A 20,075-nucleotide genomic window follows, 5' to 3' on the forward strand; every position below is an offset into this window, starting at 1 on the left:
GATAGTTTATTTATGAGGAGAGAATGATGACCATGTCATACACTAATAAAGCTAAAATTGGAGTGCTCTTAGCAAGTTCTTTAATGCTCTGGGGCTGCCAAGATGAAGAGGTTACTAAAAATAACGAAGTAGAGGTTGTCACGCAAGCGTCTCCGACAACAGAAGAATATACTGGTGAAGAGCTAAAAGTTTCAAAGACTCCAGTCTCTAGAACAGAAACGTTGTTACATACTGCTGTTCAAATTCAAATTTTTCATGAAGGTGAATCTGTTGATAAAGCAATGGATGAAGTTTATAGATACATGGAAGAAATGGAATTACAATTTAGTACTAATTTAGAAGGATCCGATGTTTATCGAATAAATCAAGCAGCGGGAGAAGAAGCTGTAGAAGTTGATGAGGAAACTTTTGCAGTGATTAAACATGCCTTGAGTATCGCTGAGCAAAGTGAAGGGAAATTTGATGTGACGATCGGTGCTGTAACAAACTTATGGCAAATTGGTTCTGAAGATGCTCGTAAACCCAGCGATGAAGAAATTGAAGAAGCGCTTGAGTTAATTGACTATCGTAAAGTCACATTAGACGAAGAAAAGCTTACAGTTAAACTGGAAGAAAAAGGAATGGTTATTGAACTAGGTGGAATTTCTAAAGGCTATATTGGTGGAAGAGTCAAAGATATATTAGCGAGTTATGGTGTGACAACTGCAATAATCAATTTAGGTGGAAATGTTGTTGTGATGGGGACATCACCTGGAAATGATGAAGGATGGAATGTAGGAGTCCAAGATCCAGATGAAAGCCGTGGGCAAGTTGTTGGTACGCAAAGAATGACTGATAGCGCTATTGTGACATCAGGAATATACGAACGTTTTCTAGAAGTAGATGGTGTTAAATATCATCATATCTTAGATCCTAAAACGGGGTATCCATTAGATAATGAATTGTCTGGTGTGACGGTTTTTGCTCAAAGTTCATTTGAAGGAGATTCTTATTCAACTGCACTTTTCTTGTTTGGTATAGAAGAAGGTATAGAATTTGTTGAAACAATTGATGGTCTAGAGGCTGTCTTTATTGATAAAGATCATGGTGTTCATTTGACTTCGGGATTAAAAGATTCTTTCGAATTAACTAATGAGGAGTATCATTTAGATGAACAATAAAAACTTAACAATATTTTTGGAGTTTGTGGAAATCAGAACGAAAATAGCGAGTATTTTCCCGATGATAATTGGTTTTTTATGGACCGCGTATCATTATCAACAATTTAACTGGTTAAACTCATTCATTTTTGCAATTGCAGTGATTTCTTTTGATATGTGTACGACAGCGATCAATAATACGATTGATTTTCATAAAGCTATCGATTTGGAATATAAAAATCAAGAAAACGTTATTGGGAAAAACAATTTAAGTCTTAAAAAGATGGTATATATTGTCTTGGCTTTACTATTGTTTGCTTTCGCGTTTGCTATTTCATTGGTGTTTTTAACGGACTTTCTTCTGTTAATTTTAGGCGGTCTGTGTTTTTTATTAGGTATTATTTATACATTTGGTCCAACACCTATTTCAAGAAGTCCTTATGGGGAAGTAATGTCAGGAGTCACAATGGGTTTTGGAATATTCTTTTTGGCTATTTACATGACAATGTATGAAAGTATTCTATCAAGCGTACACACAGTTGGGAATATTATGATTAATTTTAATTGGTTTGAAACTGTTAAGATTTTTATGATGAGTATTCCTTTGATATGTTTTATAGCTAATATCATGCTAGCAAACAATACAAGAGATTTAGAAACTGATGTCGTTAACGAACGAAAAACGCTGGTTTATTTCATCGGAAAAAGGAATGCAGTCATCCTTTATCAAATCTTGAGTATAATCCCTTGGCTTGTTTGGCTGTTATATATAATTAGTGGCATTCTTCCAGTATGGGCTTCGTTAGGTTTAAGCGTGATTCCAATACAATATAAAAGCGTATTAAGATACAAAGAAAAGCAAACAAGAGAAACTTTTCCGGAATCAATCAAAAGTTTCACCTTGTTTGCGAGTATGTATCTTATTATATTGTTAATTGCTAATGTCATTCAATTTTTCAGCTAGAGAGGTAAAATTAATTCGTCTTCAGCCATTGTGCCCAGAATTTCGATAATCAGTCCATGTGGCAGACAAATAACAGTCTGACCTGGACGACTTATCCAACCAGTCTTTACACCGACTTGATCAGGACTGTTGTCTTCCTTGATACGTATTTGCTTGCCGTTTTTTTCGATGATATTGTACTGGCCAGGATTAGGGTGATACGTTTTAATTTCTTGTTCAGAACCTTCCTCTAATTCAAAACGATCCACTTCTTGTCCATTAATTTTGACTATAGCGACAAGAGTTTGATTACTAGATTGGTTACCATAAACATAAGCGGTTAAAATGTTTGGTGTTAAAGATAAAAGAATAGAAAGGCCGATTATGACAAAGTCATAAGGGCGAAATTGTTTCAAAATAGCTCTCATAAGCTCACCTCAGATTCGTTTCTTAGCAAATTTTGTGTCACAACTAGTATTGTAGTAGAAAAATGATGATTTTTCTAGCTTTTATACCAATTTTTTGGTATTATACATGATGTGCGAAAATACATATAGGCATTAACTAAGTAAAAAGGAGAAATAAATACTATGGCAATTAAAGCAGAATTAAGAACAAAAACTGGTACTAGTGCGTCACGCAAAGCTCGTCAAGAAGGTTTGATTCCTGTTTCATTATATGGAACTGATTTTGATGCATTATCATTAACAATCAACCGCCGTGAGTTTGAAGCATTATTGAAAAAAGAAGGGGCTAACGCAGTATTCGATTTAGCATTTGACGGAAAAACTCAAAAAGTTTGGATCAAATCATTCGCAAAAGCTTCTTTACAAGATACTTTCTATAGCTTAGATTTAGAAGCAATTTCAGCTAACCAAAAATTAACGGTTGAAGTTCCATTATATCTTGTTAACGAAGAAACTGTTCAAGAAGGTATTGTTGAATTAATCGCTAACACGATTCAAGTAGAAACAACACCAGATAACATTCCTTCAAGTTTCGAAATCGATGTTAAAGGTGCTGTAATTGGTGACGTTAAAACTGTTAGTGATTTAGTTGTACCAGAAAACGTTACTGTTTTAGATGAAGCTGATCGTACGATCGTTTCTGTATCTGCTCCAACTGAAGAACCAGTTGAATCAGATGAAGAAGTTGCTGAACCAGAAGTAATTGGATCAGAAACTAAAGAAGAAGAGTAATCAACAATAAGATTATTAACCAACATTAACGGATAACGTTAATGTTGGTTTTTTTATTCGTTAAGCGACATATTCGCTTTGTTTTAATAGTGATAAAGGTATCGTGTGGATAGAGATAGAAGCTGAAAACAGCATATACAGTGGTAATATTTAGGAAGGCACAAATTTTAGTGATGATTTCTTAGATTTTTGATACAATAATAGGGAGCGGAAGAGGTGATTATTATGAGTCATACACTACTAAAAGAGAAGATTAGATTGGCTGCTAAAGAAATTGGAATAGATAAAATTGGCTTTGCAACAGCTGAACCTTTTGACCATTTAAAGGAATCACTTGAAGAACAGCAAGCTGCTGGACATTCCACTGGTTTTGAACATAAGGTATTAGAAGAACGTTTGTATCCAGATAAAATATTTAATAAACCGAAAACTATAATTTCGATTGCATTAGCCTACCCAAGTAAACTGAATGAGCCACACCCACAAGACAAAGATAATCGACGTGGAACCTTTGCCAGAGCCTCTTGGGGTGTCGATTATCATGATATATTACGCGATCGTATGGAAAAACTCATTGATTATATCAAAACTGAAGCGTCAACAGCCACGTTTAAGCCTATGGTTGATACAGGTGAGCTTATTGATGTTGCAACAGCTGAGAGGGCAGGTTTAGGCTTTATCGGACGTAATGGCTTGTTGATTACAAAGGAATTTGGCTCCTATGTTTATTTAGGTGAAATAATTACCGATTTAGAGCTTTCACCGGATGAGCGTGTCCCTTTTGGATGTGGTGATTGTATGCGATGTATTACTGCTTGTCCACCGAGTGCCTTATTAGGAGATGGTCGAATTAATGGTCGAATTTGTCTGTCTTATCAAACTCAGACTAAGGGCTATATGCCAGAGCAATATCGCCGTCAAATATCTCACGTTATTTACGGTTGTGATATTTGTCAACTGGTTTGTCCTTATAATCAAGGGATTGATTCTCATATTCACCCTGAAATGGAGCCGGATCCAGATGCAGTACAACCTGCTTTAAAGCCACTGTTAACCATTTCAAACAAAGAATTTAAAGCACAATTTGGTCATATGGCTGGTTCTTGGCGAGGTAAGAAACCCTTGCAACGAAACGCAATTATTGCTTTAGCAAATTATCGAGATCAGACTGCATTACCTCAGTTAATTGAAGTGATGGAAGAAGATCCAAGACCGATGATTCGTGGGACTGCCGCTTGGGCAATTGCTCAAATTCAACGTTATCGTAATGACGTATTAACTGAATGTGTTGCTGACCAGTTAGCTAAGGAAACAGATGAAGAAACAATTGAAGAGATGACCAAAGCATTAAAGACTTTAGAAAATAAAAAATTACCGCGATCAATGCGGTAAAATAAACCTCAAAGAAACTAGGAGATATTGTGAAAAATCATATTGCGTTATTTGAACCATTAATGCCAGCCAACACTGGAAATATAGCAAGAACTTGTGCGGGTACAAATAGTAGTTTACATCTTATCGAGCCTTTAGGTTTTGATACTTCAGATAAAATGTTGAAAAGAGCAGGCTTAGACTATTGGCATAATGTTGATATTACTTATCATGCTAATTTAGAAGCGTTTATTGAATATGTAGGTCAGCGTTCATTATATTTAATTACCAAATTTGCACCAAGAGTTTATAGTGAAGCCAACTTGGCAAAAAACCAGACTGGAGAACAATTTTTCTTGTTTGGTAAAGAAACAACTGGTTTGCCGGTTGAATTGATGGAAAGTCATAAAGCAGATAGCTTAAGAATACCAATGAATGATGAGCATGTGCGTTCATTGAATTTGTCGAATTCTGCAAATATTGTTATCTTTGAAGCGCTAAGGCAACAAAGGTTTGCAGGTCTTGAAGCAATTCATCATTATGATGACACTGAGAAAGCTTTAGAATTAAACTGGTAGGCTACTTGACTTTTTGAGTAGCTGATTTATAATAAAGTAAATATGAAACGAATAGTAACTATTAAGTTTGTTCAGAGAAGCGACGGTTGGTGAGAGTCGTTCAAGCGAGATAGTGAATCCACGTTTTTAATAGCCTATGAAAACTTTTGATTAAGTAGTGCCGGTGTTCGCCGTTATCGATTTAGAGTGCATGACGAGACTAGACTCGTTATGAATACGGGTGGTACCGCGAGTTTAGACCTTCGTCCCAGATTTATTTGACGAAGGTCTTTTTGCATACAAATTTATATTTCTGGGAGGAAACATCATGTTAGATCGAAAATTATTACGTGACCATTTTGAAGAGGCAACAGAATTATTAACGAAGCGAGGTATTTCTCGTGAAACGCTTGAAACGTACCGTGAATTAGATGAGAAAAGATTAGCTTTATTAACAGAAGTAGAACAACAAAAACAAACTCGTAATCAAGTGACTCAGGAAATTGCAACACTTAAGAGAAATAAAGAAAATGCCGATGCTAAGATTGCCCAAATGCAAGAAATTGGTAAAGCAATCAAAGCGAACGACGATGAATTAGAATTTTTAGCAGGTAAATTAGAAAAAATTGAACATACTTTGCCTAACGTTCCACACGCATCTGTACCTGTAGGTGAAGATGAAGACGATAACGAAGAAGTTCGTCGTTGGGGAGAGTTACCAAACTTTGACTTTGACCCCTTAAACCACTGGGATATTGCTGAAAAACTCGATATTCTTGATTTTGAACGAGGGGCTAAAGTTGCTGGAAGTCGATTTGTATATTACAAAGGTTTAGGAGCGCGTTTAGAACGTGCTATTTACAACTTTATGTTAGACCAGCATACCCTGCACAACGGCTATACTGAGATGATACCTCCTTATATTGTTAATGAAAAAGCAATGTTTGGAACTGGTCAATATCCGAAATTTGTAGAGGATACGTTCCAATTAAATGACGATCGTCATTTTACTTTGATTCCGACGGCAGAAGTACCTTTAACTAACTATTATGCAAATGAAATTTTAGATGAAGAAGCATTACCAATTAAATTTACTGCTTTAGCACCATCATTTAGATCAGAAGCAGGAAGTGCTGGGCGCGATACACGTGGATTAATTCGTATGCATCAATTTAATAAGGTAGAATTAGTTAAATTCTCACATCCGGATCACTCATATGATGAGTTAGAGTCAATGACCTTAGACGCTGAAGGCATCCTTAAAGCGTTGAAATTACCCTATCGTACAATTGTTTTATGTACTGGAGACATGGGTTTTTCGGCTGCGAAAACTTATGATATAGAAGTATGGGTTCCGGCTCAAAATACTTACCGTGAAATTAGTTCTTGTTCAAACTGTGAAGCTTTCCAAGCCAGACGTGCGAAAATCAGATACCGTAGTTTCGAAGGTAAGGTTGAGCAAGTACATACTTTAAACGGCTCAGGTTTAGCAGTTGGACGTACAGTCGTTGCGATATTAGAAAATTACCAACGTGCTGACGGAAGTGTAGAAATTCCAGAAGTATTAATTCCTTATATGGGTGGCGTGAAGGAAATCACTGTGTCAAAATAATTTGCAAAAATAGTAAAAAAATCACCACACTCTCAAATGAGTTGTGGTGATTTTTCTCTTGAAAATGATAAATTATGAGTTGAATAAGAAATATAGAATGACAAGAGAACCTAAAATGATTCGGTAATAACCAAATACTTTGAAGTCGTTGCGTCTAATATAACTCAATAAGAATTTAATAGCGATAAGTGAGACAACAAAAGCAATCAACATACCAGATAGCAAGTAAACTAACTCTGCACTTGTGAAGTTAAAACCGAATTTCACAAGTTTTAAAAAGCTAGCACCAAACATAATTGGAATACTCATATAGAATGAAAACTCAGTTGCTACACTACGGTCCATCCCTAGAAGTAAACCACCAATAATGGTTGAGCCTGAACGAGACGTCCCCGGGATAATCGACAGTGATTGGAATAGACCAATTTTAAATGCATCTAAATAAGAAATATGGCTTAACTCATCAATTGAATGAGAATGCTTGCCTTGATGCTTATTTTCAATCCAAATAAATACAAAACCATAAGCAATTAATGCGATTGACACGACCCATGGGTTATAGAAGTACTCATCCATATAATCATTAAGGATAAAACCGAAAATCCCAGCTGGTACACTGGCAACCACTACTTTAAACCAAACAATCCATGTTGCTTTTTGATCTTCTTTTGATTTTTTGGGCGAAAAAGGATTAAGCTTATTAAAGTAGATAACAATCACTGCAAAAATTGATCCTAATTGGACTAAAACCAAAAACATTTCCGTGAACTCTGGACGGATACTTAATTGAATGAATTCATCAATCAAAATCATATGACCAGTACTGCTGACCGGAAGCCATTCTGTAATACCTTGAACAATACTTAAAATGAATATCTTTATTAATTCAATAATTTCTAAATTTTCCAAAACTTGAACCTCGTTTCTCTTTTTACTAAATGCATTATACACTAAATTCATAGAAAGTGTACATCAGACTCCTGAAGCACTTGAGTGAGCTCTTCTTTAAAGAGTGAAAATGACTTAAAAAGTTTAATTAACCATAATTTTAAACTTTTTTTCTGTTTCAGAAGCTTTTCCTACCTGTTTTCATAGGATTCGTTTATAATAGAGTTAACAATGTTAATTATGAATGAAACACACCATTCATCAAATAAGGTTAGTTGACTAGACAAAAGGCGAAAACTGATGATATATTTACATTGGGAACACCATAAAATTTTATTGAGTGAGGAGTGAAAAAATGTTTGGATTATTTAAGAAAAAAGATAAACAAGAAGACATCGTCAAAGAACTAGATGTTTATGCTGTTGCAGACGGAGATTTAATTAATATCGAGAATGTTAACGATTTAGTATTTGCTCAAAAGATGATGGGTGATGGCTATGCTGTTGTGCCAGATAATGGTGTAATCACTTCACCAGTAGCAGGGAAAGTTGGCACAATATTCCCAACAAAACATGCCATTGGTTTTGAAGCACATGGCTTAGAAGTTCTGCTTCATATGGGAATTGATACTGTATCATTAGATGGCGGACCCTTTCAATCTACTGTAAGCGAAAATGAACAAGTAACAAATGAATCAGTGGTTTCAAATGTTGATTTAGAGAAGCTAACAGAAGCTGATAAAGATAATGTTATGATTGTAATTTTTACAAATGGTAATGATGTAATTGAAAGTTTTAACATTACAGCAACGGGTCGCGTATCAAAAGGACAAGTTATCGGAAATATTCGTTTAAAATAAAAGTAATAAAAAAGCGACCCCCATGATTCATTGGGGTCGCTATTATTTTTAACAATGATTAGGCAGAAGCGATACACACACATTCTGGTGCAAATGTTTCGTTGTTTACGAACTTCAGCTCACCAGTTTCAGTGTTGCGAGAAAAAACTGTAATGTAATCACTATCTTGATGTGCCACAAGAACAAATTGATCTGTCATGTCTAAGATAAAATCTCTAGGGATTTGACCAACAGTATCAATTTCCTGAACTTTCTCTAATGTTCCATCTTCAGAAGCAATAGAGTAGGCGGTTAATACATTGTGGAAACGAGTTGACGTATACAAGAATTTACCATCTTTAGTTATGCGGATGGCTGCTCCTGCGGATTCTTCTATTTGATCATTTGGAATGTTGGTAACAGTCTGAATTTCTGAAAGCGAACCGTCTTTAGCTACTTCTAAAACGATTGTTGTACTATTTAATTCACCAATGGCATAAACAAGCGGTTTAGCAGGGTGAAATACTAAATGACGTGGTCCAGTTCCAGGAGTAAGTTTTAATTCACTCGCTAGTGAGAGTTGGCCAACATCATCGATGGAATAAGTTGATATAATATCAGTACCTAAATCGCAAACGTATAAGAGCGTTTGATCAGCGTTCATATCTGCGAAGTGTACATGAGAAGATTGTTGGTTCTTATGAACACTCGAGCCTTCATGTTGAACAACTTGGACGTGATTTAGTGTATCGTTGTCGTCTAATTGATAAACGTCCACAGTACCACCATGATAATTTGAAACATATATTGTACGACTAGTTTCTCGAAAGCTTACATGACAGCCTGGAATGTCGCTACCAAAAGAACGAGCAATTTCATTCCATTGCCCATCTTGTGAAAGACGGTAAGCAACGATCCCCCCTTTATTATCTTGCTTATGAATCGCACATAATAAATCCTTGTCCTCTGAAAGTGCTACGAATGTAGGGCCGTCTAACTCACTAATTAAACTGGAAGAACCAAAAGTGCCTGTTTCAGGATTAAATTCAATTGAATGAATCCCTTTGTTTTTGCGTTTTGTATAGCCACCTAATATGTAATTCTGTATCATATACAACTCTCCTTCGTTACCAAAATATAATAAAAGTATAACATAAAATTATAAAATAATCTTATTCAAGCCTTTAGACTGATGTAATATAACTGACATTAATCTATGATAAAATAATCTAATAATGAGCGTCAGGAGGAAGATATATGCGTCGCAATGGTAATATGAATAGTTCAATTAGGAACACTTGGTTTTTCCAACGATTTTTGAATAATAAGGCTGTGACAAGTTTATTAATCATATTGCTAAGTTTACTTATCATTAAGTTATTTACTCAAATTGCCTATTTATTTAGTCCAATCTCACAATTTTTTAATTTTATTGCCTTTCCAATCATAGCAACTATTATTTTATTTTACTTAGTTTCTCCAATTATTAATAAGTTAGACCAAAGAGGAATAAATAAGCGGGTATCAATTTTTGGTTTATTCATCGTTATTGTTTTATTAATTGTTTGGGGAGTTTCATATTTGGTACCAATTCTTCAAAATCAAACAAAAACTTTCATGGACAATTTACCAGGATATATGGAAACAATCGATAGAATGATAACCGAATCTCCCTTTATACCTAACGCAGAGGCTGTATTTCCTAATATAAGTTCATATATTGAGAACTTTGATTTAGCTGTTATTACTGAACAAATTAATCCAATTCTTACTTCTACCTTTGGAAGTTTAGGAAGTGTGATTGGAACAATCACACAGCTTGCTACAGGTTTTGTGATGATTCCTATTTTGTTATATTATATTTTAGTTGAAGGAGATAAGATATCTCAACAAATATTACATCACATACCTACAAAGTATAGACCGACCACTAGACGGATCATGTACCGAGGAAATTACCAAGTCTCCCAATATATCCGTGGTCAAATTCTTGTGGCTTTAATCGTCGGTATTATGTTTGGTGTTGGTTACGCCATCATCGGCTTAGACTATGGAGTCACGTTAGCCGTTATCTCCGGATTATTGAATGTGATCCCTTACTTAGGCTCCTTTATAGCGGTTGTACCTGCTTTAATTATTGGTTTATTAACATCACCGCTAATGTTTGTAAAAGTAATTCTCGTTTTAGTGATAGAACAAACGATTGAAGGACGAATCGTTTCACCTCAGATTTTAGGAAATAGTATGAAAATTCATCCTGTCACGATTTTATTGATCTTAGTTGGTGCGGGTCATATTTTTGGTTTAATGGGAGTTATTCTTGGAGTGCCTGGATATGCCGTTATCAAAGTGATAATATCTGAATTGTATGGTGTTTTTCGTGAGCAATCGGGCTTATACGATGAGGATGAAGCGCCTATTCCTTTGATTATTGAAGAAAATGAAGGAACAGCAGAGAATTCTGATGATTAGAAAGTTATGAACAAGAAGAAATTAATAGCGAATATGCTTGACGATTAAATCAAAGCATTCGCTTATATTGAGAAAGAAAGTTGGACAATTATGAATAAGCAATACAATCCCATTAGAAGAAAGGTTTTAGTTAAAAGTTCCATGTTATTATTTAGTGCATTCTTTCTAGTGGGTTGCGATTCATTTGGCAATACCTATGATGATTTTATTCAAAATAGCGCAAGCGAAATTGAGCAGTCTAGTCAGCTAACACAAATTAGAAGTGATGAGTTAGTAGAATCCGAAGTAGAAGCAGGCGTAGATGAGTTTGTCGATACGCGTTTAGTGCCAGAACAAAGCATGGTAGAAAGTGCGCTTTTATCAAGAGAAGATATAAGCTTTGGAGAACCTATCTTTTCAATACAGGAGAGATTCGTACAAAAGCAACAAACATTTGAAGTGTCGATTGATAGTTTTCAGATGTTTGCAGTCGAAGATTATGATGCGACACTTGAAAATGAATTTAATTTTGATAATAATGACGCATCTATTATTTTAATGCACGCGACAATAACGAACACATCCAATGAAACCTTTTATTTCCCAATTGAAGAGTTAAGATTGTCCTATCCTTCCGCAACGATTCACACCTATCCAAGCGCTGCTCTTTATCCTATGGAAAGTGGGAATTTGGCAGATATTTTACTGGCTAATTCTGGGGAGATGGCACCACAAACGGCTGTAGAAGGTTTCTTAGTTTATGGTGTGGGTGGCGAAGCAACTAAAGACATTATGGATTTAGAAAGTTTCTACTTAACAGTAGTTCCTCCACGTCAAAACTTAAGTCAAATTGTTGGCTTAGGTTCTAATCCTTTAGGAGAAGAGCTGCCTTTATATTTGCCTACTACTGGGGAAACGGCAGAACAACTATTATTGAATATGACTTATATTCAAGATCGCATTACCACAGAAATGTGGGGAACGAAGGAAATTGTGGCAGCTCAACAATTGGATAAGACTGAAAGGATTGATGAAGGAATTAGCGTCACATTGAAACGGATCGAAGTATCAGAGTTTGAACCCGATGAAGAGTACGAAGAAGCCTTTCAATACTTTATGTATGGCCAAATGATTGTGTCAATCGAATATGAAGTGACAAACGAGTCTGACTACGATATTTTGCCAATTGATGGCTCTGCGAGTTTAGTCATTAATGGTGATGAGATTAGAGATGACTATATATTAATCAACGAGTTGTATGGCAAGTCATTGAAGCCAGGACAAAGCTACACAGTTGTGAAATCATTTGCTTTAGATAAAATGAGCTATGCTGAAAATTGGCAAGGAAATGATTATTATATTAGTGTAACAATTCCTATTGATGACACTTCAGCTGATAGTCGTCTAGAAGCGAGTGATTTGATAAAGGAAGACGAAGATCCAACCTTGGAAGCTGATGAAGCGAGTGATTTTATGGAAACTGCTCTAACAGAATTTTTCTTTGAATTTACTTGGACGCCTGAACTAACAGCCTTTATAGATGATGAAATGAATTTAATTAGCCAAGAAGAGTGGCAAAAGATACAAGCTACTAATGAAGAATCATCTGAGGAAGAAACGCCTGACGAGTCAATTGAAAGCTCTGAAGAAGAGTAACATTAAAAATAAGTGATCATTCAGTCAAAATACTGGAAATTAGAGACGTAAACTCTAGTTTTCAGTATTTTGTTATTGTATAGTTATTGATATCAAATATTAAGATAGGGAGGTTAACAGATGGGGGCAATTGTTAACGCGCTAGCGATTGTGGTTTGTGGCTTAATTGGTTTGTTTTTTAATGCAGGAATACCTGAACGGTTTCATGAGAGGTTGATGCAGGGGATTGCTTTGTGTGTGGTTACTTTAGGAATAAATGGTGCAATCCAAGGAAAAGAAACGATTATTATGATTTTATCGATTGTAATTGGCATTTTGATAGGTGAAGGCTTAGACTTTGATCGTAAATTAACGAAGGGTGTCCAAAAATTAGAAGCTAAAGTTCAACATTTGGACCATTTTAAAAATTTAGGCCAAGGTTTTATAAGTGCTTCTTTAATTTTCTGTGTCGGATCAATGGCGATTTTAGGCTCGCTTGAAAGTGGTTTAACTGGTGATAATACAACGCTTTATACAAAGAGTATTCTGGATGGAATCACGTCAATTTTATTAGCCTCTTCGTTAGGAGCGGGCGTTTTGTTATCGAGTTTGCCTGTTTTGATAATCCAAGGAAGTATTACACTTTTTGCTTTTGTATTAGAACCATTATTACCAACAGCGGTTATTATAGAAGTAATCTGTGTAGGCTCAATTCTTCTAATTGGTCTAGGATTGAATATGATTGGTTTAACCAAATTAAAAATCCTTAATTTTACACCAGCAATCTTTCTACCAATTCTATTTATGATGTTTATCTAAGAGTAAAAGCTTCTATTTGCTCTTGTTAATTTTCACTATCTTTACAATAAATCATGACTACATAAAAAACACCCTCAACGATATGTCGCTGAACTACTCCCTGTCAAGTAGACAGATAATTAAACAAAACATTTGTGCCATGTATGCTGTCTTATCATACATGGTATTTTTTTATACCGGTATCTTTCATCCCATGCTCAGTGTGACTCGCTTGCTGTTGTAGAAGTCAATATAATCTTTGATATCAGACTCTAACTGTTCAAAAGTCTCATAACCATTCAAAAGTCTCATAATCATTCAAAAGTCTCATAACCATTCAAAAGTCTCATAACCATTCAAAAGACACATTTGCCCACTCTCGACATACTCTGAATAACTTGATGTTCATCCGCGAAATGTTTGAAGCTGTGTGACGGATATTGAAAGCCACGATTACTATGGATGAGTGTTTTAGTTACTTTAATTCTATCCTCAATTTGACTGACTGACTCTCGAACTAATTCATTATTATTATGTTTAGAGAGTTTGAATGTCACAATTTTCTTTTCGCCATAATCTAGGATGACACTTAGATAAACTTTTGCTTGAGTCCCGTACTTAAACTCTGTGACACCTGTTAATAGGACTTCCATCGGCTGATAGTCTTTTTGGTATTATCTATTCAGTCTGTTTTCAGCCACATGGGATGGAGAATGAGGTTTATAATTGTAACGTTTGCGAGGGATGACAACTTTTAATCCCAATAGATGCATCAATCGTTGAACACATTTAAGGTTGAATTTAGCGTTAAGAAAATGATTTAAATAGATCGTTATACTACGGTATCCATAAATACCTTTCTGCTCTTCATAAACTTTAATAATCTATTTAATCAGCTGTCTTAGACGATTTTCAGAGGCGGTTGGTTTTCGTTTTAGCCATTTATAGTCACTCGAACGGCTGATGCCTAAGATTTCACATAAATGCGCTACTTTGTATCCTTCTTTTTTGAGTTTTTTTGACCGTTTGATAGTCTGCTTCATACCGCGTTTGCGTAACATCAACTCTCTTTCCATTTCTTTTAACTTTTTTAGCGCAGCATTCTCTGTTTCTAGGTACTCATTTCGTGCTTTTAATGCGGCATTTTCAGCGTGTATTCTTTCAGTTTCAGTTTGAATAGCATCTGGTTTCCCACGACCTCGTCCATCAATCCGTCTGTCAGGGCTATGTTTCTTGTACTTCTGTCTCCATGAATAGACTTTATTGTAAGAACTTGATACTTTTCAGCCGTTTTTTTTATAAGATAAGTCGTTGGCAAGACAGTCTTTAAAGCTCTCAATTTTTTCTGCTTGTGTTATTTTTTATCTTTCATGGTATACGCCACGGGTTTCGGAGCATAATTCCTCATTTCTTCCCCTCTAGTATACTTCAGTATCCAAATTCTAACAGTTGCATGAGATGGAATGTAATATAGTCGAGCCAAGTGTTTGATAGGAATCCCTTTAATAATGTGTTCATTCACGACCGTTAGTATAAAGTCTTTACTATAGTGAGTGTTCTTTAATTTTGATTGATTCTCTTGGTGTCTATGGGTCTGGTACCTTAAGACCATTTCGCGAAACTTTGACTTACCCAATATTAATCCATAATGTTTACTATTTGAACGCATAAAAACTCCCCCTAAAGTAGTTTTACTTTTTCAAGTGTCTACTTTAGGGGGAGCATATCAGCTGAGGGGATTCTTATTTTGCTTCGATTTGTTTTATAACCAAATCGATTAAATGCTGTGCAAGCCATTTGTTACGAACCAGCAATGGTCCGTGAAAATAAGAACCATAGACATTTTTATAATGAAGACCTTCAGTTTGGTCTTTACCATTGTTACCATTTCCTTTAATCACACGACCTAAGGGTTTTAAGGAACCGTCAAGGTAAGTGACACCGTTATGGTTCTCAAAACCAACATAGGTTTGCTGGTTTTCTTCATCATAAATTTCAATGTCACCGATAAAACGATGATTTATTTGTCTTTCGGTATAATGTGGTAGCGCGCCTAAACCTGTAATTTTTTCGCCAGCGGCATTAACATAGTAACGACCTAGTAATTGATAACCACCACAAATTGCTAACATCACACCGTCGTTTTCTATATAGTCTGAAATAGCTTCTTTCATTTTATGGATATCATTAGCGATAATTTTCTGTTCAAAATCTTGACCGCCACCAAAGAATACAATGTCAAAGTCATCGGCATTGAAGCTATCCTCTAGACTAACTAATGTCGTCTCAACTTCATAACCTTTTTCTTTGGCATAATATTGAATCATTAATAGGTTGCCGTTATCACCGTAAGTATTTAGTAGATTTCCATATAAATGACAAATACGTATTGTTTTCATTGGGTATACCTCGTTTTCTTAACATTATTTATGTTAGTAAGTTCTATTGATTAGTACTATTTATAAGTAGCCTTTATCTTTCAATTTTGTACGCAAATCCAACATCGCAGTATAAGTAGCAAGAATATGTACATAGTCTTGAGATGAATGTTCTATTAAGTTAATAATCTCATCTAAGGATGAAGATTGTGTGATTTTTTCTTCGGGAATACCAGCCACAGTTAATCTTAACGTCATTTCGTCAGCTTTCATACCACCTACGACGACATCTTGAACAGGATAATCAACGACTTGTTCATAATGACCGTCCCAAATCCAACTGACATCAGTTCCATCAGCATAGTGGTTGTTCAATATTGATACAAGCATAAATGGGTTTTTATCGAGTCCGATTAATTCTAATACTTGGTTTAACCCAACTGGATTTTTGACTAAGTTTAATAAAACTTGTTTGCCATTAATATCAATCATTTCTTGTCGGCCAAAGACTCTTTCTGCTTTTGAAAAACCTTTTTCAATTTGTTCAGCATCTGCTCCTAAATATCGTGCCACGCTATAAGCTGCTAAAGCATTATAGATGTTATACAAACCCGCTACTGGAATCGTAAAGGAAAAACCATCGATTTCAAAAGAAGAATGAGTTAATGACAGTTCTTTCACTTGGTTAATAGCGTAATCTAATTCTGGTCGTTTGAAGTCACAATGGCCACAATAGTATTTACCAAGATTCGCATAGGTTAATTGATGATACTTCAAAATATTATGACAATTAGGACAGAGTATTCCGTCTGTATTATAGTGTGGTTCAACGTCGTGATCACTTTGATGATTGAAGCCAAAAAACAGTTGCTTGTTCGGTAAAGAAACAGAATTGAATAATGGAGAATCAGCATTTGCTAATACAGTAGCAGACGGAACTGCTTTAGCTGCATCGGCCATGAGTTCGTAGATTGAATAGATTTCTCCGTAACGATCCATTTGATCACGGAAAACATTCGTGTGTACAAACAGTTCAGGTTTTAACGCTTTAACTACATGCTTTAGTGACCCTTCATCAACTTCAAGCACGGCGACACCTCTTTCACCCGCTTTAAGTTTAGGTGCTGTAAGAAATGTGCTTACAATTCCTTGTTGCATATTAGAACCGGTCGGGTTTGTCAGTACTTGTGGGTACTTTTCCTGTAAAGCATGAACGGTTAGGGCAGTTGTTAATGTTTTTCCATTGGTTCCTGTAATCACGACAACATCGTAATTCTGTGCCAGAGAGTCGAGTATATTGGGATCAATCATTGTAGCAATTTTACCAGGTAAACTACTGCCACCACGAGTGAAGGTTGTTAAGCCCCAACGAACGAAACGGCCAACATTGCTTGCTAATTTACTTTTTAATGTCATTATATATTGCTCCTTTTAAAGAGTGAGGCTTGTGTCAGCCACAGTCTAAGATTTACCATAAATATCTTTATGCAGTAATAGTATTTTAGCAAGCAATCGAATCAATTGAAAGCACAAGAAAGCACTGTTAAGAAAATGTCAGAAAAAATCACAGAGGATGTTCGCTTTTATTCAAAGAGCAAATGACCTTATATAAGGTTAATCAAAAAATAATAAGAGTATCATTGACTAAAATCATCAATTATTCTAATATGGATAGTTGAGTAAGTCTACTTAAAGTAGAAAAATTAAAGTTAGGAGCACAATGTTTTATGGCACAATTTTATTTTAAATATGGCGCAATGAATAGTGGTAAATCAATAGAAATACTCAAGGTTGCCCATAATTATGAAGAACAAAACAAAGCAGTTCAAATCTTTACTAGTGCGATAGATGTGCGTTCTGGCGTAGGGATGGTTGCAAGCCGCATTGGCTTTGAAAGAGAAGCTATTGCGATAACAGAAGATATGAACGTGTATGATACAATTGCCCAATTAAAGACGCCTTTATATTGTATTCTAATTGATGAGGCACAATTCTTAACAAAAGAACATGTGTTGCAATTAGCAAGAGTTGTCGATGAATTGAACATTCCGGTAATGGCATTTGGTTTAAAAAATGATTTTGTCAACGATTTGTTTGAAGGGACGAAATACCTTTTACTCTATGCAGACAAGATTGAAGAAATCAAAACAATCTGTTGGTTTTGTCATAAAAAGGCGACAATGAATTTACGCTTTTCAAATGGACAGCCTGTTTATGAAGGTGAGCAGATTCAAATAGGTGGTAACGAGTCTTACGTACCTGTTTGTCGTAAATGTTATAAGAACCCTGGAACGATTTAACTATTTTATTGTAAACCACTGAATTTTGAAAAGGAGTGATATTGATGTTTGAACAATTAGATACCTTAATTTTTCGATTTGATGAGATTCATGAGCTATTGAGTGATCCTGAGGTAATATCAAATACGAATCGATTGCGTGAATTGACAATCGAAGAAGCGGATTTACGACCTAAAGTCGAAAAAATCAAAAACTATAAGAGTGTTAACCAAGGAATTGCGGATACAGAAGAGATGTTGAATGAGGGCCTTGATAGTGAAATGGCAGAATTAGCTAAGATGGAATTAGCTGATTTAAAAGAACAACGTATCGTACTAGAAGAAGAAATCAAAGTGATGATGTTACCCGAAGACCCTAATGATGGTAAAAACATTATTATGGAAATTCGTGGTGCAGCAGGTGGAGATGAAGCTCAGCTGTTTGCAGGTGATTTATTAAATATGTATACACACTATGCTGATGCACAAGGGTGGAGAGTAGAAGTTTTGGATGCTAATATTACTGGAATTGGTGGTTACAAAGAAGTCACCCTAATGATTACTGGTAGTAAAGTGTATTCTAAATTGAAGTATGAAAACGGTGCTCACCGAGTTCAACGAGTACCTGAAACAGAATCTCAAGGACGCGTGCATACATCAACTGCTACAGTGGTTGTTATGCCAGAAGCAGAAGAGATTGATTTTAATTTAGATGACAATGACATCCGTGTAGATATTTATCATGCCAGTGGGGCAGGCGGACAACACGTTAACAAGACTGCGTCAGCGGTCCGTTTAACGCATATCCCTACAAACACAGTTGTTGCTATGCAGGATGAGCGTTCACAGCTAAAAAACCGCGAGAAAGCGATGAAGATTTTACTTGCACGCGTTTATGACAAAGTTCACTCAGCAGCTCAAGCAGAGTTTGATGCGAGCCGTAAACTTGCCGTAGGGACTGGGGATCGTTCAGAAAGAATCCGAACATATAATTTCCCTCAAAACCGAGTGACCGATCACCGTATCGGTTTAACGATCCAACAATTAGACTCTATTTTAGGTGGTAAATTAGATGAGATTGTAGATGCTTTAGTGTTATATGATCAGACTCAAAAGTTGGAGGAATTGAATGGACCGCAAGTCTAGTCTAACCTTGATTGAAGCTCAGAAAAGAGCTTCAATTTTTTTGGAAGCAAACGGCTTTGATGGGCAACTGGCTCGTTTCTACTGGCTTTCATTGTTTGATTGGAGTTTAACGGACTATATACTTAAACTTCATCAACCAATCCTAAAATCCGAAGAAGAAAAGTATCAAAAGGCTTTAAACAGGGTTGTCCAACATGAGCCTATTCAATATATAGCCGGCTATGCTGAGTTTATGAATGAACGATTTAAAGTCACGATGGATACACTTATTCCTCGTGAAGATACAGCTGGTTTAGTTGAACTGGCCTATGTTTTTTTAAATAATCAGCCAACAGCGAGTGTTTTGGACATCGGGACAGGAACAGGCATTATTCCTATAATGTTAGCCAAAAAATACCCTGATGCTGATATCATGGCGTGTGATATTAGTCCGTCTGCCTTACAAATTGCAGAAATCAACCGGGAACAGCATCAAGTATCTATCGAATTTTTAGAAAGTGATTTATTTGCACAAATAAACACCGAGCAAACATTTGATTTGATACTGTCTAATCCACCTTATATTTCTGAAGAGGAGCTTGACTGGATGGATGAAAGCGTGAAGCGGTTTGAACCGACCTCCGCTTTGTTCGCTGAAAACAAGGGTTTAGCCATTTATCAAAGGATAGCAGTTGAGTGCCAACCTTTTATTCACGAAAAAAGCCTTATTATCTTAGAGGTAGGATTTCGTCAAGCTGAAACGGTAAGCCAGATATTTAAGCAACACTTTCCAAACGCAACAGTTACCATTAATCAAGATTTTAATTTACACAATCGTTACGTTAGTATTCAACTTTGAAAGA

21 protein-coding genes and 1 other annotated feature are annotated in these 20,075 nt (G+C 35.7%); of the genes, 13 read left to right on the forward strand and 8 right to left on the reverse strand.

Going from position 1 to position 20,075, the window contains the following annotated elements; genetic code table 11:
* Nucleotides 1–32 precede the first annotated feature (32 nt).
* A complete protein-coding gene (locus tag ACTQ5J_RS00920; RefSeq protein ID WP_441750096.1) occupies nt 33–1,160 on the forward strand; it encodes an FAD:protein FMN transferase in 1,128 nt (375 codons plus the stop codon).
* The gene (locus ACTQ5J_RS00925; RefSeq protein WP_441750097.1) at nt 1,150–2,103 is read left to right on the forward strand and encodes a UbiA family prenyltransferase; all 954 of its coding nucleotides are present in this window, start codon (nt 1,150–1,152) and stop codon (nt 2,101–2,103) included. The genes ACTQ5J_RS00920 and ACTQ5J_RS00925 overlap by 11 nt, the downstream gene beginning before the upstream one ends.
* Here the strand turns inward: ACTQ5J_RS00925 and ACTQ5J_RS00930 are convergent.
* On the reverse strand, nt 2,100–2,510 hold the full coding sequence (locus tag ACTQ5J_RS00930; RefSeq protein ID WP_441750098.1) for a NusG domain II-containing protein: 411 nt from the start codon (nt 2,508–2,510) through the stop codon (nt 2,100–2,102). The two genes, ACTQ5J_RS00925 and ACTQ5J_RS00930, sit on opposite strands and share 4 nt — an antisense overlap.
* A gap of 162 nt (nt 2,511–2,672) precedes the next feature.
* Here ACTQ5J_RS00930 and ACTQ5J_RS00935 point away from each other — a divergent pair, with 162 nt between their 5' ends.
* From ACTQ5J_RS00935 to serS, 4 genes are all read left to right on the forward strand, one after another.
* Nucleotides 2,673–3,281 (forward strand): 50S ribosomal protein L25, encoded by a 609-nt coding sequence (locus ACTQ5J_RS00935; RefSeq protein ID WP_441750100.1) that lies wholly within the window; start codon nt 2,673–2,675, stop codon nt 3,279–3,281.
* 225 nt (nt 3,282–3,506) lie between these two features.
* Nucleotides 3,507–4,673, forward strand: a complete 1,167-nt coding sequence (queG, locus tag ACTQ5J_RS00940; protein ID WP_441750101.1) for a tRNA epoxyqueuosine(34) reductase QueG — start codon at nt 3,507–3,509, stop codon at nt 4,671–4,673.
* Nucleotides 4,674–4,702: 29 nt separating this feature from the next.
* Nucleotides 4,703–5,230 (forward strand): tRNA (cytidine(34)-2'-O)-methyltransferase, encoded by a 528-nt coding sequence (locus ACTQ5J_RS00945; RefSeq protein ID WP_441750102.1) that lies wholly within the window; start codon nt 4,703–4,705, stop codon nt 5,228–5,230.
* Between the two features lie 33 nt (nt 5,231–5,263).
* Nucleotides 5,264–5,483: a binding site (T-box leader), on the forward strand.
* A 54-nt stretch (nt 5,484–5,537) separates the two neighbouring features.
* On the forward strand, nt 5,538–6,821 hold the full coding sequence (gene serS / locus ACTQ5J_RS00950) for a serine--tRNA ligase (RefSeq protein WP_441750103.1): 1,284 nt from the start codon (nt 5,538–5,540) through the stop codon (nt 6,819–6,821).
* Between the two features lie 72 nt (nt 6,822–6,893).
* Here the strand turns inward: serS and ACTQ5J_RS00955 are convergent, their stop codons facing one another.
* Nucleotides 6,894–7,730, reverse strand: coding sequence for an undecaprenyl-diphosphate phosphatase (locus ACTQ5J_RS00955; RefSeq protein WP_441750104.1), 837 nt, complete (start codon nt 7,728–7,730; stop codon nt 6,894–6,896).
* Nucleotides 7,731–8,064: 334 nt separating this feature from the next.
* Here ACTQ5J_RS00955 and ACTQ5J_RS00960 point away from each other — a divergent pair, with 334 nt between their 5' ends.
* Complete coding sequence (locus ACTQ5J_RS00960) at nt 8,065–8,568, forward strand: PTS sugar transporter subunit IIA (protein ID WP_441750105.1); 504 nt, start codon at nt 8,065–8,067, stop codon at nt 8,566–8,568.
* A gap of 58 nt (nt 8,569–8,626) precedes the next feature.
* Here the strand turns inward: ACTQ5J_RS00960 and ACTQ5J_RS00965 are convergent, their stop codons facing one another.
* Entirely contained in the window at nt 8,627–9,658 is a 1,032-nt protein-coding gene (locus ACTQ5J_RS00965; RefSeq protein ID WP_441750106.1) for a lactonase family protein, read from the reverse strand.
* 146 nt (nt 9,659–9,804) lie between these two features.
* Between ACTQ5J_RS00965 and ACTQ5J_RS00970 the strand changes: the two genes are divergently transcribed.
* From ACTQ5J_RS00970 to ACTQ5J_RS00980, 3 genes are all read left to right on the forward strand, one after another.
* Nucleotides 9,805–11,019: an AI-2E family transporter gene (locus ACTQ5J_RS00970; RefSeq protein ID WP_441750107.1), complete on the forward strand. Its 1,215-nt coding sequence runs from the start codon at nt 9,805–9,807 to the stop codon at nt 11,017–11,019.
* A 90-nt stretch (nt 11,020–11,109) separates the two neighbouring features.
* Nucleotides 11,110–12,654 (forward strand): hypothetical protein, encoded by a 1,545-nt coding sequence (locus ACTQ5J_RS00975; RefSeq protein WP_441750108.1) that lies wholly within the window; start codon nt 11,110–11,112, stop codon nt 12,652–12,654.
* 120 nt (nt 12,655–12,774) lie between these two features.
* Nucleotides 12,775–13,452, forward strand: coding sequence for a DUF554 domain-containing protein (locus tag ACTQ5J_RS00980; protein ID WP_441750109.1), 678 nt, complete (start codon nt 12,775–12,777; stop codon nt 13,450–13,452).
* A 186-nt stretch (nt 13,453–13,638) separates the two neighbouring features.
* Here ACTQ5J_RS00980 and ACTQ5J_RS00985 read toward each other — a convergent pair whose 3' ends face one another.
* From ACTQ5J_RS00985 to ACTQ5J_RS01005, 5 genes are all read right to left on the reverse strand, one after another.
* Complete coding sequence (locus ACTQ5J_RS00985; protein ID WP_441750110.1) at nt 13,639–13,749, reverse strand: IS3 family transposase; 111 nt, start codon at nt 13,747–13,749, stop codon at nt 13,639–13,641.
* A 38-nt stretch (nt 13,750–13,787) separates the two neighbouring features.
* Nucleotides 13,788–14,084 carry a DDE-type integrase/transposase/recombinase gene (locus ACTQ5J_RS00990; RefSeq protein WP_441750111.1) on the reverse strand — a complete coding sequence of 99 codons (297 nt, stop codon included), beginning with the start codon at nt 14,082–14,084 and terminating at the stop codon, nt 13,788–13,790.
* A 21-nt stretch (nt 14,085–14,105) separates the two neighbouring features.
* Entirely contained in the window at nt 14,106–14,315 is a 210-nt protein-coding gene (locus tag ACTQ5J_RS00995; RefSeq protein ID WP_441750755.1) for a transposase, read from the reverse strand.
* A gap of 858 nt (nt 14,316–15,173) precedes the next feature.
* Nucleotides 15,174–15,830 carry a type 1 glutamine amidotransferase gene (locus ACTQ5J_RS01000; RefSeq protein WP_441750112.1) on the reverse strand — a complete coding sequence of 219 codons (657 nt, stop codon included), beginning with the start codon at nt 15,828–15,830 and terminating at the stop codon, nt 15,174–15,176.
* A 60-nt stretch (nt 15,831–15,890) separates the two neighbouring features.
* Entirely contained in the window at nt 15,891–17,225 is a 1,335-nt protein-coding gene (locus ACTQ5J_RS01005) for a MurT ligase domain-containing protein (RefSeq protein ID WP_441750113.1), read from the reverse strand.
* A 311-nt stretch (nt 17,226–17,536) separates the two neighbouring features.
* Here ACTQ5J_RS01005 and ACTQ5J_RS01010 point away from each other — a divergent pair, with 311 nt between their 5' ends.
* Genes ACTQ5J_RS01010 through prmC form a run of 3 tightly spaced genes read left to right on the forward strand, consistent with a single transcriptional unit; the run spans nt 17,537 to nt 20,071 of the window.
* A complete protein-coding gene (locus ACTQ5J_RS01010) occupies nt 17,537–18,109 on the forward strand; it encodes a thymidine kinase (protein WP_441750114.1) in 573 nt (190 codons plus the stop codon).
* A 44-nt stretch (nt 18,110–18,153) separates the two neighbouring features.
* Nucleotides 18,154–19,233 carry a peptide chain release factor 1 gene (gene prfA, locus ACTQ5J_RS01015; protein WP_441750115.1) on the forward strand — a complete coding sequence of 360 codons (1,080 nt, stop codon included), beginning with the start codon at nt 18,154–18,156 and terminating at the stop codon, nt 19,231–19,233.
* Nucleotides 19,217–20,071, forward strand: coding sequence for a peptide chain release factor N(5)-glutamine methyltransferase (prmC, locus tag ACTQ5J_RS01020; protein WP_441750116.1), 855 nt, complete (start codon nt 19,217–19,219; stop codon nt 20,069–20,071). Before prfA ends, prmC begins: the two co-directional genes overlap by 17 nt.
* Nucleotides 20,072–20,075: the final 4 nt, after the last annotated feature.

Origin of the sequence: Fundicoccus sp. Sow4_F4 (assembly GCF_052116145.1) — a bacterium.
In the GTDB taxonomy this organism is placed as follows: Bacteria; Bacillota; Bacilli; order Lactobacillales; family Aerococcaceae; genus Fundicoccus.